This window comes from uncultured Collinsella sp. (assembly GCF_959026545.1).
GTDB lineage: Bacteria > Actinomycetota > Coriobacteriia > Coriobacteriales > Coriobacteriaceae > Collinsella.
The window spans coordinates 1-17,946 of the sequence record NZ_CAUFLV010000018.1; the positions used below are offsets into that span (position 1 = coordinate 1).

14 protein-coding genes are annotated in these 17,946 nt (G+C 59.6%); 13 read left to right on the forward strand and 1 reads right to left on the reverse strand.

From position 1 onward, the window contains the following. Nucleotides 1-135 precede the first annotated feature (135 nt). The 12 genes from Q5Q88_RS07880 (at nucleotide 136) to Q5Q88_RS07935 (ending at nucleotide 15,575) form a co-directional block, all read left to right on the forward strand. A complete protein-coding gene (locus Q5Q88_RS07880; protein WP_302742781.1) occupies nucleotides 136-975 on the forward strand; it encodes a PRD domain-containing protein in 840 nt (279 codons plus the stop codon). 88 nt (nucleotides 976-1,063) lie between these two features. After that, nucleotides 1,064-2,446 (forward strand): PTS transporter subunit EIIC, encoded by a 1,383-nt coding sequence (locus Q5Q88_RS07885; protein ID WP_302742783.1) that lies wholly within the window; start codon nucleotides 1,064-1,066, stop codon nucleotides 2,444-2,446. A 2-nt stretch (nucleotides 2,447-2,448) separates the two neighbouring features. Further along, nucleotides 2,449-3,894: a glycoside hydrolase family 1 protein gene (locus Q5Q88_RS07890; protein WP_302742785.1), complete on the forward strand. Its 1,446-nt coding sequence runs from the start codon at nucleotides 2,449-2,451 to the stop codon at nucleotides 3,892-3,894. 460 nt (nucleotides 3,895-4,354) lie between these two features. After that, complete coding sequence (locus Q5Q88_RS07895) at nucleotides 4,355-5,197, forward strand: PRD domain-containing protein (RefSeq protein WP_302742787.1); 843 nt, start codon at nucleotides 4,355-4,357, stop codon at nucleotides 5,195-5,197. 60 nt (nucleotides 5,198-5,257) lie between these two features. After that, entirely contained in the window at nucleotides 5,258-6,649 is a 1,392-nt protein-coding gene (locus tag Q5Q88_RS07900) for a PTS transporter subunit EIIC (RefSeq protein ID WP_302742789.1), read from the forward strand. Nucleotides 6,650-6,758: 109 nt separating this feature from the next. After that, nucleotides 6,759-8,162, forward strand: coding sequence for a glycoside hydrolase family 1 protein (locus tag Q5Q88_RS07905; RefSeq protein ID WP_302742791.1), 1,404 nt, complete (start codon nucleotides 6,759-6,761; stop codon nucleotides 8,160-8,162). 83 nt (nucleotides 8,163-8,245) lie between these two features. After that, nucleotides 8,246-9,682, forward strand: a complete 1,437-nt coding sequence (locus Q5Q88_RS07910; protein WP_302742793.1) for a glycoside hydrolase family 1 protein — start codon at nucleotides 8,246-8,248, stop codon at nucleotides 9,680-9,682. A gap of 225 nt (nucleotides 9,683-9,907) precedes the next feature. Continuing rightward, entirely contained in the window at nucleotides 9,908-10,339 is a 432-nt protein-coding gene (locus tag Q5Q88_RS07915; RefSeq protein WP_302742795.1) for a zinc ribbon domain-containing protein, read from the forward strand. Between the two features lie 167 nt (nucleotides 10,340-10,506). Next, on the forward strand, nucleotides 10,507-12,267 hold the full coding sequence (gene thrS, locus Q5Q88_RS07920) for a threonine--tRNA ligase (protein ID WP_302742797.1): 1,761 nt from the start codon (nucleotides 10,507-10,509) through the stop codon (nucleotides 12,265-12,267). Between the two features lie 186 nt (nucleotides 12,268-12,453). Beyond that, a complete protein-coding gene (locus Q5Q88_RS07925) occupies nucleotides 12,454-13,263 on the forward strand; it encodes a PLP-dependent transferase (RefSeq protein ID WP_118653712.1) in 810 nt (269 codons plus the stop codon). A 204-nt stretch (nucleotides 13,264-13,467) separates the two neighbouring features. After that, nucleotides 13,468-14,043, forward strand: a complete 576-nt coding sequence (locus Q5Q88_RS07930) for a manganese efflux pump MntP family protein (protein WP_302742799.1) — start codon at nucleotides 13,468-13,470, stop codon at nucleotides 14,041-14,043. A gap of 572 nt (nucleotides 14,044-14,615) precedes the next feature. Beyond that, entirely contained in the window at nucleotides 14,616-15,575 is a 960-nt protein-coding gene (locus tag Q5Q88_RS07935) for a hypothetical protein (RefSeq protein WP_294121927.1), read from the forward strand. A 207-nt stretch (nucleotides 15,576-15,782) separates the two neighbouring features. Here the strand turns inward: Q5Q88_RS07935 and Q5Q88_RS07940 are convergent, their stop codons facing one another. Then, the gene (locus Q5Q88_RS07940; protein ID WP_118653709.1) at nucleotides 15,783-16,118 is read right to left on the reverse strand and encodes a winged helix-turn-helix domain-containing protein; all 336 of its coding nucleotides are present in this window, start codon (nucleotides 16,116-16,118) and stop codon (nucleotides 15,783-15,785) included. A gap of 228 nt (nucleotides 16,119-16,346) precedes the next feature. Between Q5Q88_RS07940 and Q5Q88_RS07945 the strand changes: the two genes are divergently transcribed. Beyond that, entirely contained in the window at nucleotides 16,347-17,858 is a 1,512-nt protein-coding gene (locus Q5Q88_RS07945) for an IMP dehydrogenase (protein WP_302742802.1), read from the forward strand. The last annotated feature ends 88 nt before the right edge of the window (nucleotides 17,859-17,946 follow it).

Here is a 17,946-nt window from a genome sequence, read left to right on the forward strand (position 1 = left end):
AACCTCCCATCTCGAGGACTTTATTTTCCAGTCCAAGAAATGGGAGGCAGTTCATGGCTTCGGAGGGTTTTTCATTTTGAGCGTACGTAGAAATGATGCCGGCTCATTGCAACCGAGGATTGGAAGGAGGCTGGTATGCGGGCCATTCGCAGCATCAATAACAACATCGCAGTGTGCATAGACAGCACCGGCGCCGAGTGCATCGCCATGGGCAAGGGCATCGGTTATGGCAAGATGCCGCGAGAGATCGAGCTCTCAAGTGTTTCGCACACGTACTACAGTGTGGACGAGCGACAGCTCGAGGGCGTAAAGGACATTCCGCAGGACGTGCTTGCTTTTGCTGCTGCGGCGGCTGATAGGGCGCGCGGACAGCTCTCATACCAGATGAGCCCCAATCTCACGTTCACCCTGGCGGACCACATCGCATTTGCAATCAAACGTGCGGAGCAGCACATCCGCGTGCGTATGCCGTTGGCCTACGATGTCGAGCAGAATTATCCGGATGAGTATCGCCTGGGGCGCCAGCTCGTACGCCGGATCCGTCGCGAGTTCAAGGTCGGGCTGCATGACGATGAGGCCATTGGGATTGCCATGAGCTTCGTGAATGCGCGTGTGGGAGCAGCGACGGAGGAGGAGCTTGCGGCGGCGCAGCGAGACGAGGATATGCTCGAGGACATCACTGAGATCGTGGAGAACCACTTCGGTGTGTCGGTGGATCGCACCTCGTTCGCGTTTTCGCGTTATGCGACGCACCTGCACTATCTGTTCGCGCGCATCCATGGTGGCAAGGCGTTGCCCGCTGAAGGGCTGAACGGTTACCAGGGGATAGGGGAGCAGTTCCCCGAGGGCGTGAAATGCGTGGAGAAAATCGCCACTCATATTGGCGAGGCGTGGGGAGCGGAGCCCACCGATGAGGAGAAGCTCTATCTCGTGATTCATGTAAGCAGGATTTGCATCAAAGGGGCGGACCGCTAGATGGCGGTCCGGCGGGCTGCCCCATGGTGGCCCGTGGCGCGCCGCCGCATGCGGCGTGAACCCGAGGTTTCGAACGAAGGAGCTCGTCATGCCTTCAAAAGACAAGTACGCCGAGCTTGCCGACAAGATCGTCGGTCTCGTCGGCGGCAAGGACAACATTAGTTATTTCACTCATTGCGTCACGCGCCTGCGTTTTAACGTGAAGGATAAGGGACTGGTGAAAAAGGAGGAGATCGAGCAGATTGCTGGCGTGATTGGCACGCAGTGGTCGGGCGATCAACTCCAGGTCATCATCGGACAGCAAGTGGGGGAGGTCTACGCTGCGATTTGCGATTGCTCGGGTCTTTCTCGCGAAGACGCGATCGACGAGAATCTCGACGCGCATTTGACGGGGAAAAGGGACTTCTCTCCTAAGCACATTTTCGAGCTGTTCTTGGATACCGTATCCGGCATTTTCGTCCCGTTTATCCCTGCAGTTGTGTGCTGTGGTTTGCTCCAGGGATTGCTGTATTGTGCATCATCCTTCGGTTTTATCAGTGCTGAGTCTCCGGAGTACACGTTCTTTTACACGTGCGCGAACACCGCGTTCTACTTCATGCCCGTTCTGATCGCTTACTCGGCAGGGCGTCGCTTCAAGGCCAACCCGTACGTTGCCGCCGCCCTCGGTGCTGTTCTGCTGCACCCGTCATTTGTCGGCATGGCCGGGCAGTCGATTGATCTGTTTGGGATAATCCCTATTACTTTCGCGGATTACTCATCGAGTGTCGTACCCGCCATTCTCACCGTGTATTTCATGTCCTGGGTTGAGAGGGGCTGCAAGCGCGTTATCCCGGACATGGTGGACATCATTTTCACTCCGTTTATCAGCTTCATCCTTTCTGCGATAGTCGGCTTTGCCGTACTTGCTCCGCTTGGCGGATTCTTGGGACAATTTATGGTCGAGGGCGTTCTCTTCCTTTACAACACGTTTGGCGCGGTTGGTACGGGAATATACGGCGCGCTATATCCGTTTGTGCTTTCTACCGGCATGCAGACGGCAACGATTCCGCTCATTACGCAGAACCTTGCAACGCTTGGTTACGATCCGGTGATTTATCCTGCAAATGCTGCGTCTAATGCTGCCATGGCTGCTTGCGCACTTTATATCTTCTTTAAGGCTCGCAATAAAAAGGTCAAGGCTCTCGGTTCCTCGACTGGCGTTACCGCTCTTATCGGCGTAACCGAGCCCGTGCTTTTCGGTCTGATTCTTCGTTTCAAGAAAGCTCTCATTGCAACTGTCGCTGGTGGCGGTGTTGGCGGATTCATCATGGGCCTGTTTAAAGTCCAGTATCTTTCCTTCGGATTTGTCCCCTTCGGAACATTTCCGCTTGCCATGACGGAGACGTTCCCGTTCTATCTACTCGGTGTCTTTTCTGCAATGGCCGTGGCTGTAATCGTCCTGCACCTTCTTCGCTTCGATGACGAGGAGTAGAGATGGCTGAATTTAAAGATGGATTCCTCTGGGGAGGCGCTACGGCAGCGAATCAGTACGAGGGTGCATATCTGGAGGATGGAAAGGGAATGAGTGTCGCAGACGTCATGTCTGTGGGATCTCATCAACAACCTCGTCGCATCGGTGTTGAGCGAGAAGAGGGCGTTGTGTATCCGTACGACTTCGCGTCCGACGGGTACCACCGCTATTCTGAGGATTGCGCACTCCTCAAGGAAATGGGTTTTACCTGCTATCGCATGTCCATCGCATGGGCTCGCATTTTCCCGAATGGGGACGACGCCAAGCCAAATGAGGCTGGCCTGCGCCATTACGAGAGGGTGTTTAGTGAGCTTCGTGAAGTTGGAATTGAGCCGGTGGTAACCCTGTCGCACAACGAGCTTCCGCTTAACATCGTTACCTCTTACGGTGGCTGGGGAGATAAGCGCGTCATCGATATGTACGTTCGCTACTGCATCACCGTGTTCGATCGCTATCGCGATCTAGTGAGGTACTGGCTTCCCTTTAATGAGGTGAACAATCTCCTGCTTCCCCTTGGGGCTTTTATCCAGGGTGGGATCTATCACGATGGGACGGAGTATTTCACTGCACAGCCCGATTACCTACAAGAGAGAATCGATGCGCTCAACAACGTGCTGATCGCGTCTGCTCGGGCAGTTAAGGCCGGCAGGGATATCAACCCCGATTTCCATTTTGGCACGATGATCTGCCATATCACGCAATACCCACGCACGTGCTGCCCCGAGGACCAGTTGTTGGTCCAGGCAGACGACCTGTACCGCAACTGCATGTGCTCCGATGTGATGCTGCGTGGCGAGTACCCGTACTACGCGTGGACGTATTTCCGCCGTCACGGTATCGAGCTTGAGCTTTCTGATGAGGAGCGCGCCGACCTCAAGGCCGGAACATGCGACTTCTACACGTTCTCCTACTATCAGAGCATTTGCCAGACCACTCGCGAAGACGAGTTCACCGACCAGACGAGCGGCAACATCATGGGTGGCGTCCGCAACCCGTATCTCGAGCTGACGGACTGGGATTGGCCCATTGACCCCGTCGGTTTGCGGTACACCTTGAATAAGGTGTACGACCGGTACCGTGTTCCCGTCATGATCACCGAAAACGGTCTCGGTGCGGTCGACGCGGTCGAGGAGGACTGCTCCATCCACGACTCGTATCGCATCGATTATCTGCGCCGCCACATCGAAGAGATGAGGAAGGCGGTTGACGACGGCGTGGACCTCATTGGCTATACGCCGTGGGGCTGCATCGATCTCGTGAGCGTCTCGACCGGCGAGATGAAGAAGCGCTACGGATTCATTTATGTTGATGCCGACGATGAGGGCAACGGCACCTTCGACCGATATCGCAAGGACAGCTTCTACTGGTACAAGAAGGTCATCGCCTCAAATGGTGAGGATCTGGATTAGTTCTTGTCGGATGCATGGGATTTGAGGCGAGCCGGATGTTCCGGCTCGCTCCTATTTCGTTAGCTGGCACCCCTGCAGCCTACGCATGTCTTCGATGGTTCGATCAATCGTCCCTCGGATGCCCCTTCGTTCGGATGCGCCAGGGCTTGCGCCCGTACGCGCACACGGTGCCAATCGACCGTTTGTCGGGCAAATCTTGCCGTTGGCGGGTTGATTCGCGCCGCCTTTCGGCCATGGGTGTAAAAATGGCAAATAGGAATGTTACCCGCAAGGGGCATGACCGGATTCTGTTCACAATTGCATCGACTCCCGGAATGTTACTCCCTGAGGCATGACCGAGTTTGGCTCCGCATCGCGGCGACTTTCTCGTATATGCTTTGGGGAGTTTTTCGTTTCTAGCGATCGTATGAGACGGGCTTCAGTTGAGCCGATGCACCAAGGCGAAAGGGGAGGTGCCGGCATGAGGGCGATTAAGCGCATCAACAACAACGTGGCGGTTTGCCTCGACGGTGCGGGTCATGAGCTTCTTGCCATGGGCAAGGGCATCGGTTTCGGCACGATGCCGCGCGAGCTCAGCCTCGACGATGTTGAGCGCACGTTCTACGACGTCGATGAGCGCTTCTTCTCCGCCATCAACGATCTGCCTGTCGATGTCATGGCCTTTGCAATCAAGGCGGCAGACTACGTCCGCGGAGAACTTGACTACCAACTGAGCCCCAACCTCGCTTTCACCCTGGCCGATCACCTGGCGTTCGCCATCCAGCGCACCAAGAAGAACCTGCACATCCGCATGCCGCTCGCCTACGATGTGGAGCAAACGTTTCCGGAGGAATACCGGATCGCGCGCCATATCGTGCGCAGGCTGCGTCGCGAGCTGCAGCTGGCGCTTCCCGACGACGAGGCCTCGGCCGTCGCCATGAACCTCGTCAATGCGCGTGTGGAGTCGGCAAGCGAGGACGAGATTGCGCGGCAGCGTGAGGACGACGAGATGCTCGAGGATGTGACCGAGATCATCGAGGACTCCTTCGGCATCACCGTCGACCGCACGTCATTCGCGTTCTCTCGCTACGCCACCCACATGCGCTACCTCTTCGAGCGCCTGCATGCGGGCAAAGCGCTCGATAGCAGTTGCGTCGATGGCTTTCGAGGCATCGAAGGCCAGTACCCGAGGGAGTTCGCGTGCGTCGACCGCATTGCCGCGCATATCGCGAGCGCCTGGGAGGGCGCCGCGCTTTCGGATGACGAGAAGCTGTACTTGGTGATCCATGTGAGCAGAGTCTGCATCAAGGGGTCGGGCAACTAGGGGAGAAGTTTGCCGGTAATCCGGAAGTCCCGTTGCCTTCCAAAACGAAAGGGGCCGCACATGGCCAAGCAAGAACGCTACGCCGCGCTCGCCGACGGCATCGTCGAGCAGCTCGGTGGAACGAGCAACATCACGTTTTTCACGCATTGCGTGACCCGTCTGCGCTTCAACGTCAAGGACAAGAGCCTGGTGAACAAGGAGGCCATCGAGGCCCTTCCCGGTGCGCTGGGCAGCCAGTGGGTTGGCGACCAGTACCAGGTGATCGTCGGCCAGTCCGTGAGCGACGCGTACAACCTCATCGCGGAGAAAACCGGCTTGCAGAAGCAGGATGCCGTGGCGGAGGACATGGGCGACGCTCCTAAGAAGAAGTTCTCCATCACCACGGTCTTCGATGCTATCTCCGGTTGCATCGCCCCGCTTATTCCCGTGCTCATCGGTGCCGGGTTTATCAAGATCATCCTTCTTCTGGCGGAGCAGTTCGGTCTTCTCGCCGCAGGCGATCCCACGCATACGGTCCTTACGTTTGTCGGTGACGCCGGCTTCTATTTCCTGCCTGTGTTTATCGGCGCAACGGGCGCCCGTAAATTCGGTGCGAACATGGGCCTGGGTATGATGGTCGGTGCCATGCTGATACACCCCACGTTCGTCGCTGCGGTCACCGAGGGCACGCCTCTTGATATTGTGGGTCTTCCCATCTATTCGGCGTCGTATGCCAGCAGTATCGTGCCTGCGATTCTGGCCACTGCGGTCATGGCCCCGGTTGAGAAGTTTTTTGCCCGTATTTCCCCGGATTCCATTCGTTCCATTACAGAGCCTTTCTTTACGCTGCTGGTAATGGTTCCCTTGACTCTTTGCGTACTTGCTCCACTTGGCTCGTTTATCGGTGTGTATCTGTCTCAAGCGGTTATGTGGCTCTACGGCGTTGCCGGTCCTCTTGCCGTCGCCGTTCTCTCCTGCCTCTTCCCGTGGCTCGTTATGACCGGAATGCACAGCGCGTTCCTGCCGTACATCATGGATGCTTTTGCAACGGTTGGCTACGAGTCGGTGCTGCTTACCGCAAATATCGTGTCGAATATCAACCAGGGCGTTGCTTCGCTTGTTGTTTCACTTCGATCTAAGTCTACCGATGTCAAGTCCACTGCCGCATCGTGTGCGATTACCGCTATTGTCGGTGGCGTTACCGAGCCTGCAATGTTTGGTATTAGCTTGCGTTATAAGACCCCGATGTACGGGGCGATGATCGGCAGCTTTGCCGGGGCTCTCGTCGCGGCGTTTGGCGGTGCGTCTGCCTACGCGCTCACTGGTTCCGCTGGACTTGTCGGCGGTCTCCCGATTTATCTGGGAGGTGGCATCTCCAATGTTATGTGGATGGTTGCGGGTCTTGTGGCCGGTGCCGTGGTCACCTTCATCGCCACGTGGATTCTCTACAAACCCGAGGCCGTCGAAGCCTAGCGGGCTGTAGGCGCCAAGAATTGGAGCGTCGTCGGCATGCCGTCGACGCTCCAGCTGATGCCGTGCGTCCAGCACGTTGCGGGACGCCTTTATCGAACGGAGGATTTCCATGGCTTTCCCAAAGAATTTCATGTGGGGTGGCGCTACCGCTGCCAATCAGTGCGAAGGGGCCTACCTCACCGACGGCAAGGGGCTCAGCACCGCCGACGTTATGACGGCGGGCGACGCGAAGACCCCCCGCCGCATCACCGACGGCGTCGTGGCAGGGGAGAACTACCCCAGCCATACCGCCATCGATCATTACGGTCACTTCAAGGAGGACATCGCGCTTTTCGGCGAGATGGGTTTCAAGACCTATCGCATGTCCATCAACTGGTCGCGTATCTTCCCCAACGGCGATGATGCCGAGCCCAACGAGGCCGGCCTCGCGCACTACGACGCTGTGTTCGACGAGTGCCGCAAGCACGGCATCGAGCCGCTCGTCACGCTCTCGCACTACGAGACCCCGCTCGGCCTGCAGAAGTACGGCAGCTGGACCAACCGCGAGTGCATCGAGTTCTTCCTCAACTACTGCCGTACCGTCTTCACCCGCTATAAGGGCAAAGTGAAGTATTGGCTTACGTTCAACGAGATCAACTGCATGTCCATGATGCCGTGGATGGCCGGCGGCGTTCAGGTTGATGCCGATGAGCAGGCCCGCATGACCGCCGCCTACCACCAGTTCCTGGCCAGTGCCCGAGCGGTCCAGCTTGCACACGAGATCGACCCGGAGAACAAGGTCGGCATGATGTACGGCGGCATGTTCTCCTACCCCAACTCTTGTGACCCTGCCGACGTGCAGGCAAACGAGGAGTTCATGCGCACCAACCTGTTCTATCCCGACGTCATGTGCCGCGGCTACTACCCGGCCTACAAGCTCAAGGAGTTCGAGCGCAGGGGAATCGTGCTGCCAGAGCAACCGGGCGATAAGGATACGCTGCGCGCGGGTACGGTCGATTTCCTGTCCTACAGCTACTACTTCACGATGGTGTGCGGCAAAAACTCCGGTCAGGCCGCCATCGACTGCGGCAGCGTGAACACCGGTTACACCAATCCGTATGTGGAGCAGACGCCTTGGGGTTGGAGCATCGACCCGTACGGCCTGCGTTACTCGCTCAACCTCTTCTATGATCGCTATCAGATTCCGCTGATGATCGTGGAAAACGGCCTGGGGACGTACGACACGATTGAGGCCGATGGCTCAATCCACGACGATTACCGCATCGACTATCTGCGCGAGCACATCAAGGCCATGAAGGACGCGGTGGAACTAGATGGTGTGGACCTCATGGGCTACACCCCCTGGGGCTGCATCGATATCGTGTCCGCCGGCACCGGCGAGATGAAGAAGCGCTACGGTTTCATCTACGTCGATGTGGATGACGAGGGCAACGGCACGTTCGACCGCTCTCGCAAGGACAGCTTCTACTGGTGCAAGAAGGTCATCGCCTCCAACGGCGAGGACCTGGATTAGGCCCCCATCTGGCGGGTGACGGACGCTGCTCGCCGCCCGCCACACCTTATTTCGATATATCGGCTTTTCCAAGGAGGACGTTCATGGCATTTCCCGAGGGATTCCTGTGGGGTGGCGCCACCGCTGCTAATCAATATGAAGGCGGCTGGAATGAGGGCGGTAAGGGCCCGTCCGGCGCCGATATGATGACCAACGGCACTCACACCATGCCTCGCCAAATCACCCGTACATGGGAGGATGGCTTGTTTTACCCCAACCACAAGGCCAGCGATTTCTATCATCGCCATGCCGAGGACATCGCCCTTATGGGGGAGATGGGTTTCAAGGTGTTCCGCATGTCCATCAACTGGACGCGCATTTTCCCCACCGGCATGGAAGAGGGGCCCAACGAGGAGGGCCTGGCGTTTTACGACCGGGTTTTTGATGAGCTCCGCTCGCAGGGTATCGAGCCGCTGGTGACCATCAGTCACTATGAGCTTCCCTTCGCCCTTACCGAGAAGTACAACGGCTGGGCGTCCCGCGAGCTCATCGACTTGTATGTCCGTTACTGTGAGGCGATTTTCACGCGGTATAAGGACAAGGTAAAATATTGGCTCACCTTCAACGAGATCAACTGCGGCACGCTGCCGTTGGGTAATTTCATGGGTTTGGGCATCCTCAACGAGGGCACGCGCGATTTCGCCAACCAGGTGGACGATCCACAGCTGCGGTATCAGGCACTGCACCATATGTTCGTGGCGAGCGCCCGGGCGGTACAGCTCGGCCACAGCATCAACCCCGCCTTTAAGATCGGCTGCATGATCGCCTTCATGACCAATTACCCTTACAGCTGCAATCCCAAAGACGTCATCGCCTGCCAAGAGAAGAACGACGAGGCCAATTATTATTGCGGCGATGTGCAGGTGCGTGGCGCCTATCCGCACTTTGCCAAGAGTATCTGGAAAAAGTATGGGGTCGAGCTTCAGATGATGGACGGTGACCTGGAGGAGCTCAAGCGTGGCACCGTGGACTTCTACAGCTTCTCCTACTACATGAGCAATGCGGTTGCCACTGGATCCGACGTTGAGGAGTCCGCCGGCAACTTGCTTGGCGGTGCAAAGAACCCCTATCTCAAGGCGAGTGATTGGGGCTGGCAGATCGATCCCGATGGCCTGCGCTATACGCTCAAAGAGCTTTACGGCAGGTATCAGGTCCCGCTCATGGTTGTCGAGAACGGCTTGGGCGCCTTCGACACCGTTGACGAGGACGGCGCCATCCACGACCAGTACCGCATCGACTACCTGCGCGACCACATTGTCGCCATGGAGCAGGCAATTGAGGACGGCGTCGATCTTATGGGCTACACCATGTGGGGTTGCATCGACCTGGTGAGCGCCTCAACCGGGGAGATGGGCAAGCGCTACGGCTTTGTGTACGTCGATGCCGACGACCACAGCCAGGGCACCTTCGACCGCTCCCGCAAGGACAGCTTCTACTGGTACAAGAAGGTCATCGCCTCCAACGGCGAAGATTTAAGCTAAGCGTGATTTAAGCTGGGCGTCATGAACGCTGCCCAGGGGAGTGCCACTGCGCGCGGGCAATCGTCGAGGCGTTGCGTTTCGAGTGCCGGGTTGTCCTGTGCCGTTCGCGTGCGCGGATGCTACCCGGTCTTCTAATTCGTGCGCGATATCCGCTGCGGGTATACAATATAGAACGATTATGACCAGCTTTGCGTCTCAACGCACCCTGCTGAAAGGTATGTCCGCATGTCCAAGTACATCGAGGAGCTCATGTCCCCGCAGCTGATGATCGCCGTCTATGGCTTCATCGCCTTCGTCGTCGCCCTGTACCTCCTCTCAGTCGTGTATGTCTTCATCGATGCGAAGCGCCGCGGCGTCCAGGCGTTCTGGGCGTGGGGCCTTGTGGCCCTCATCCCGTTCGTCGGCCTCATCGCCTACATCGTGATGCGCCCCGGCATGTATGCATCCGATCGCGAGGAGCAGGAGCTCGAGATGGCCCTGCGCGAGCGCCAGCTTGCGCACTTCGGCAATTGCCCCAACTGCGGCACCACCATCGAGAAGGACTTCATCGTGTGCCCCGTGTGCAACACGCAGGTTCGCAACGTGTGCCCCACCTGCAAGCGTCCGCTCGAGGCCCACTGGAAGGTCTGCCCGTACTGTCGAACTCACATTCAATAGGCGCATGTGCGCCCCATGTGACGCATGGGGCGCCTCGAAGCGCGCCGTTTCGCACCCGTCATCGCATATCGATGGCGGGTGCGCTTGTATTTGCAAGCGTACCTCGGTGAAAACGGGTACACTTAGACGGTTACTCAGGTAATACACCTTATAAGGAAGGTATTCATATGAAGGCACTGTTTAACGACGGCTCGGTGGCCGAGGTCGAGGGTGACGAGGCCCTCCACGTCATCCGCCATTCTGCCGCGCACATCATGGCCCAGGCAATCCTGCGCCTCTATCCAGAGGCGGATTTCGCTTACGGCCCCGCCACCGACAACGGCTTCTACTACGATGTCGACCTCGGCGACAAGACCATCTCCGAAGACGACTTGCCCGCCATCGAGGCCGAGATGAAGAAGATCACCAAGGAGAACCTCAAATTCCAGGTGTTCGAGCTCCCGCGCGAGGAGGCCATCGCCCTCATGGAGGAGCGCGGCGAGAAGTACAAGGTCGAGCACATCGGCGACCTGCCCGAAGACGCTCGGATCACCTTCTTCCAGCAGGGTGACTACATCGACATGTGCGTCGGCCCGCACCTCACCTACACCAAGGCGCTCAAGGCCTTCAAGCTCACCGGCGTCTCCGGCGCGTATTGGAAGGCCGATGCCTCCAACAAGATGCTCACCCGTGTGAACGGGACCGCGTTTGCCACCAAGGACGAGCTCGAGGCGCACCTCACCATGCTGGAGGAGGCCAAGAAGCGCGACCACCGCAAGATCGGCCGCGAGATGGACCTCTTTATGATGCGCGACGAGGCCCCCGGCTTCCCGTTCTTCCTGCCCAACGGCATGATCCTTAAGAACACGCTGCTGGACTACTGGCGCGAGATCCACCACAAGGCCGGCTACGTGGAGATCTCCACGCCGCTCATCATGAACAAGCAGCTGTGGAAGACCAGCGGCCACTGGGATCACTACAAGGACAACATGTACTCCACCGTCATCGACGACGAAGAGTACTGCATTAAGCCCATGAACTGCCCGGGCGGCGTGCTGGTGTACGCCTCCAAGCCGCACTCCTACCGCGAGCTGCCCATCCGCGCCGGCGAGATTGGCCTGGTGCACCGTCACGAGCTGCGCGGCGCCCTGCACGGCCTGTTCCGCGTGCGCTGCTTTAACCAGGACGACGCCCACCTGTTTGTGCGTCCCGACCAGCTGACCGACGAGATCGTGGGCGTGGTCAACCTCATCGACTCCGTGTACCAGAAGTTTGGCTTTAAGTACCACGTTGAGCTTTCCACCCGCCCCGAGGACTCCATGGGCTCCGACGAGGACTGGGCTCGCGCCGAGGAGGGCCTGCGCACCGCTCTGGAGCAGCTGCACATGGACTACGAGGTCAACGAGGGCGATGGCGCATTCTACGGACCCAAGATCGACTTCCACCTCGAGGATTCCCTCGGCCGCACCTGGCAGTGCGGCACCGTGCAGCTCGATTTCCAGATGCCGCAGAACTTCGACCTCACCTACGTGGATGCCGACGGCGAGAAGAAGCGCCCGATCATGCTGCACCGCGTATGCTTCGGCTCCATCGAGCGTTTCATCGGCATCTTGATCGAGCACTTTGCGGGCAAGTTCCCCGTGTGGCTTGCCCCGATGCAGGTCAAGGTCCTGCCCGTCTCCGAGAAGAGCCGCGACTACGCGAACGAGGTCACGGCGAAGCTCGAGGCCGCCGGCATCCGCGCCGTGTGCGACAACCGCGACGAGAAGATCGGCTACAAGATCCGCGAGGCCCGCAGCACCGACCGCGTGCCCTACATGCTGATCCTGGGCGAGAAGGAGGTCGAGGCCGGCAACATCTCCGTGCGCGACCGCTCCAACGAGACGGTCCCCATGGGCGTCGATGAGTTCATCGCCAAGGTTCGCGAGGAGATCGACACCCGCGCGTAGAAGTTAGGTTCATAGATTTCGCTCTACGGGCGCCCGGTGGGCATGCGTTCACCTGGCGCCCGCATGCGTTTTGGCCGATTAAGGGTGCTTCGAATCGAAGGTATCGTTCCCGCGACCTCACCAGCGTGGGGCTTGGGGTATACTGTCCACTCATTTAACGGCGTGTCGCGAAAGGCGGTCTTGGCAGTGACGACCCAGCTGGAGCTCGAGGCTCGGTATGCGGGGGTGGTCTCTGCTAAGGCCGCCGCTTTTGTTTATGCCGATCATGTTGCGAGCCTCTGCGCTCACTCTGGTGTTATGGGTTCCGGCGACGTGCTGATTGACATGATTGGCGGTGCGGGGCTGCGTGTGGCGGACGTTCGTTCCGTTGCCGCCGATGTCCACGATGCAGGCGGCAGGCTGTTCGCGGACATCACCGTGCCGTCTCATTTCGGGTGCCACGCGTTTGATCTTGGCGCCGATGTGCAGCTCGAGGGGCTCGATCGAATTGCTGCCGGATGCTTGAGCCGCAAGGTCGTTGCCGTTTCCTCACGAGGGGTGCTGCCCGTTGCGGGGGACCGGCTTTCCGCCGCGGATCTGGATGCAATTGCCCAAGGGCTTGATTCGGCACCCGAGCGCATGCAGCGGCATTTCGACCACGCCCGCGCCCTTGCGGAATATCTCTCATGTTGCGAGGGACTCGGCTCGGTTGCGTATCCGGGCCTGCTGTGTCATCCCGATCATGATCTGGCCACTCGGGTCCTCATGCACGGCTTTGGCCCGGCTGTCGATTTCGAGCTTCCGGAGCAGTGGGGCGTTACGGCGGGGGAGTTCATCGAGCGTTGCGAACTCAACGGGCGAGCCCGTCCCGCCGGTGGGCGTCACACCCGCCTCCATGCGCGCGATGGGGCGGATGGTCGGGCGGTTCGCATATTTGCCGGTCTCGACAACCCTCTTGTGATTGCCGATGACCTCGACCAGGCGATGCGCTGGTTCTGCAATCCCCCTGAGCCGTAAATCGGGCGGGCGAGATAAGCGCAAGCGGGCCGATTGATCGGCTGAATTCAGTCCGACTTTGCTATCGCGGAGCTCGGTTGCCTGCTTGTCTCGCTCCCTTAGTAGCACACGTCGATAAAGCTTCACTGATTCGCGAAGTTTTATCGACGTGTGCTACCAATCATCGTTTCTCGATTACCCGCCTGTGTATTTTGGAGGTCTCCCATGCCTGCCATCACCACTGCATCCCTCATCGAGGCAGCTGTCCTCGGCATCGCCCTCGCCATGGACGCCATGGCGGTCACCCTGTCCAACAGCCTGTGCGAACCCGACATGCCGATGTCGAAAAAGCTCGGCATGCCCATCGTGTTCGCCCTGTTCCAGATGGGTATGCCCGTCTTGGGGTATCTCGGCGGCACCCTCATTGCCGAATACATCGAGCGCTATGCCCGCATCGTCTCCCTTGTCATTCTCGTATTTGTTGGCGGCAAGATGATTGTCGAGTCGGTGCGCGAGCTGCGTGAGCCCGAGTCGTGTCCCGCCACGAGGCTCACCTGGGCAACGATCGGCTTGGAGGCGGTCGCTACGGCGATCGACGCGTTCGTGGTGGGCGTGAGCTTCGCCGCGGAGGGGAAAGATGTTGTGCTCTACTTCGGAATGATTGGCTTGACCACGCTTCTATGCTGCCTGCTCGTTTTGGCTGTCGGCCGAAGGCTGGGAGAGCGTTTCGGACCGCGTGCGGAGATTGCCGGAGGCGGCGTGCTCGTTTTTATTGGGCTCAAGGCCTTCCTCGGGTACTAGCGAGGGGGCGCACTTTCCTTTACCGCGTCGCACGATTCTTCCGTTTCGCACCTCACGAACCGGGTATACGACTCCTATTGGGAGCGCTTGCGGCTCTGTGCGGTTCGGCATATTTCGTTATGTTGCAGTGAATGGACGTCCTTTCAGGTACACGCGTTTCCCTGCATATCGACTACCTGCGATAATGTCGAGCTGCCGGCCTTTTGCCCGTAGCCTCCCTCTGATTAACTGCAACATTTCTCATTGCCGTGCGTTATCTCGACCGCGGGCCTTCTCAATCGGGTGCTCGCGGGTCTTTGCGCTTTAAGTGCTTGGGGATTGGGGAATGTATGCCGGTACTGCATGGTATGAGTGCGCTTTCGTATTATCGGACGCCATTGCAGGTGGTGCGCGCTCGGGTCGACCCAGCGGTCTTCCACGACGGCTCGGAGGAGGGCGAACGGCTTTATCGACTTTTGACCAGGCCCTGCCCGAATGAGAGCCATGCGACGCGCATGGTCCGCCTGCGGGCAGAAAGCGACTTGATGGGAATTCCACTGCCACTGGAGCTGTGTCCGACGGAGCCGTCCTCGATGCGTCCGAATGGGCTCGTCATTCCGCGCAGACTTCCCAGACACCAGGATCCAGACGAGCTTATCTCCCTCGGCGGCGGTTTGATGGTACCGTCCGTACCGCAGCTGTTTCTCGAACTGGCACGCGGACGGAGCGTGGTGGAGCTCGGGCTTCTCATGATGGAAGCCTGTGGCTTGTTCGCGGTGTTTCATGAGACGCCCCAGTCCCGTGCCGTGCTCAACGCCTTGCGGGACGCCGAGGGCGAACTCGAGAGGGGAGGGCGTGCCGTCTACGCCGCCGGTTCAGGGCCATACTGCAATGCTTGCTACGACGAGTCTGGTAAACGTCTCTTGTTTATCGATGCCGGCGGCGAGTCCCACTCCTGGCGCCAAGCGACGACCTCGACCGGCCGGCGCTCCGATATGTGGGCGCGCCCTCCTTTGACGACGGCCGATGAGTTGACGGGGTACTTCGCTCGCTGCGTCGAGCGGGGAGTCCCGGTTGCGCGCAAGGCCCTCCAGGCGGCAAGGCTCGTGCTCGACGGCGCCGCGTCGCCGCTCGAGGCGAAATTCGCCATCATGCAGTTCGCTCCCGTGTCCCTCGGCGGCGATTCGTGGCCTCGGCCCTTCCTGAACAGGCGTGTGAGTTTCCTGCCCGAGCTCAGGAAGCTGGCGGGCAGGTCTTGGTGCTCTTGCGACGAGTTGTGGCCAGATCTCAAGGTCGACATCGAGCTGAACGGCGTCGCATTCCACGCAGATGAGCGCGGATTCTCCCTCGAGTCTGGCCGTCGCGCCGCGTTGGAGGCGATGGGCTATCGCGTTTTGGACGTGGCGTATGAGCAGATGGACGATTTCGAGAGCTTCGAGACGATTTGCCTGTCGTTCGCCGATGTCCTCGGATTTCGGGAGGCTCCACGGACTCGAGCGTTCTGCGAACAGCGGAAGGAGCTCCATCGTCAGGTGATGGCATTTCGTTTTTGATCGGGCGTGACCGCGGGAGCGATTACAAGTGTGCGGCACATTCGGATCGAAGGTTGGAGAAATGTTGCAGTAAAGCAGGGACGTGTTGATTGCGTATAATGTCGGTGCGCTGCCTACCTGCACTTTCAATGAGTGGATTAAGGGTGATATCTCAGCGCCCCCCAATTTCACTGCAACATTTCGCGATGATGCTTTGATGATTTCCGGTCAGGACCTAAACAGCTCGGGCATGCGCATCAAAATGAGCTCATCGATCTCGCTCTGGAGGGTCCGATATGCCAGGAGTGCGCGTTCGCCCTCGGGCGTGAGGCGAGAGCCACGCGCGCCGTCGCGCACCAAGAGCTCGCAGCCCAGATGCCCCTCCGCCTCGCGCACGATGCGCCAAGCCTTGGAGTAGGCCATACCCATGCGCTTCGCCGCACGGTTGAGCGAGCCCTCCTCCGCCACCCCTTCGAGCAGCGCCGCGCAACCGCCCCCGAACGCGCCGGGGAGGTCGCGCGCGTCGTCGGAGATGGTGAGTCGGGCATGGGCGGACAGCGGCATGGAATCTCCAAGTGTGTTGGGCGGGCTTGTTTGCAGCGGCTCGCGGATAAACGCGGCGCTCGCGCGCCTGCGAAGGGCCGAGATGGGCAGACCCTTTGAAGTCTGGCAACGACAGTCATTGTAGCAGCGCCCCTGCGCTACAATACCTTCCACTTATATCGGGCGCCAAAGGCACGGGCGATGTGAGGATCGTCTGGTCAGCCGGTAGCAATGAGTCGAAGGAGCGACATGGCAACGTTTTTCCCTGGTGAGTCCCACACTTTCTCTGAGTATCTGCTCGTCCCCGGGTACTCATCCTCGGAGTGCATTCCCAATAATGTTTCCCTCAAGACCCCTCTGACGCGCTTCAAGCGCGGTGAGGAGCCCGAGATCACTCTCAACATCCCGATGGTCTCCGCCATCATGCAGTCCGTTTCCGGCGTTGACATGGGCGTCGCCCTTGCCACCGAGGGCGGCATCTCCTTCATCTACGGCTCTCAGACCCCCGAGTCCGAGGCCGCCATGGTCAAAGCGGTCAAGGACCACAAGGCGGGTTTCGTCGAGTCCGACTCCACCCTCACCCCCGACATGACGATGGAGCAGGTCATCGCCCTCAAGGAGAAGACCGGCCACTCCACGATGCCCGTCACCGACGACGGCACGCCTCGCGGCAAGCTGCTCGGCATCGTGACGAGCCGCGATTATCGCCCCAGCCGCGACGACCACTCCAAGAAGGTCGCCGAGTTCATGACGCCCCGCGCCGAGCTCATCGTGGGCGACAAGGACATCACCCTCAAGGATGCGAACGACCTCATCTGGGACAAGAAGCTCAACGCCCTGCCCGTCGTGGACGACAACGACCATCTCGTCGGCATCGTGTTCCGCAAGGACTACGATTCCCACAAGACCAACCCCAACGAGCTGCTCGACGCCAACAAGCGCTACATGGTCGGCGCCGGCATCAACACTCGCGACTACGCCGAGCGTGTGCCGCTGCTCGTCGAGGCCGGCGCCGATGTCCTGTGCATCGACTCCTCCGAGGGTTATTCCGAGTGGCAAAAGCGCACCATCGAGTGGATTCGCGCCAACTACGGCGACTCCGTCAAGGTCGGCGCCGGTAACGTCGTTGACGCTGACGGCTTCCGCTTCCTTGCCGATTGCGGCGCCGACTTCATCAAGGTCGGTATCGGCGGCGGCTCCATCTGCATCACCCGCGAGACCAAGGGCATCGGCCGTGGCCAGGCCACCGCGCTGATCGACGTCTGCCGCGCTCGCGATGAGTACTTCGAGGAGACCGGCGTCTACGTGCCCGTTTGCTCCGACGGCGGCATCGTCTACGACTACCACATGACCCTGGCGCTCGCCATGGGTGCCGACTTCCTCATGCTCGGCCGCTACTTCGCCCGCTTCGACGAGTCCCCGACCTCCCGCGTGAACGTCAACGGCCAGTACATGAAGGAGTACTGGGGTGAGGGCTCCGCGCGCGCCCGCAACTGGCAGCGCTACGACCTGGGCGGCGCCCAGAAGCTCTCCTTCGTCGAGGGCGTCGACTCCTACGTGCCCTATGCCGGCTCCCTCAAGGACGGCGTGGGCGGCACGCTGTACAAGGTCAAGTCCACCATGTGCAACTGCGGTGCGCTTTCCATCCCCGAGCTGCAGGATAAGGCCCGTCTCACCCTCGTCTCCGCCACCTCCATCGTCGAGGGCGGCGCCCACGACGTCGTGGTCAAGGACTCCCAGCAGACGGTGAGCTACAACTAAGCGGCCGATCGACGACACGGACCACGAGCGGGGCCCGCGCGGACAAGTTCTGCGCGGGCCCCGCTGCGATAGGGGAGCGGGTGAGGTC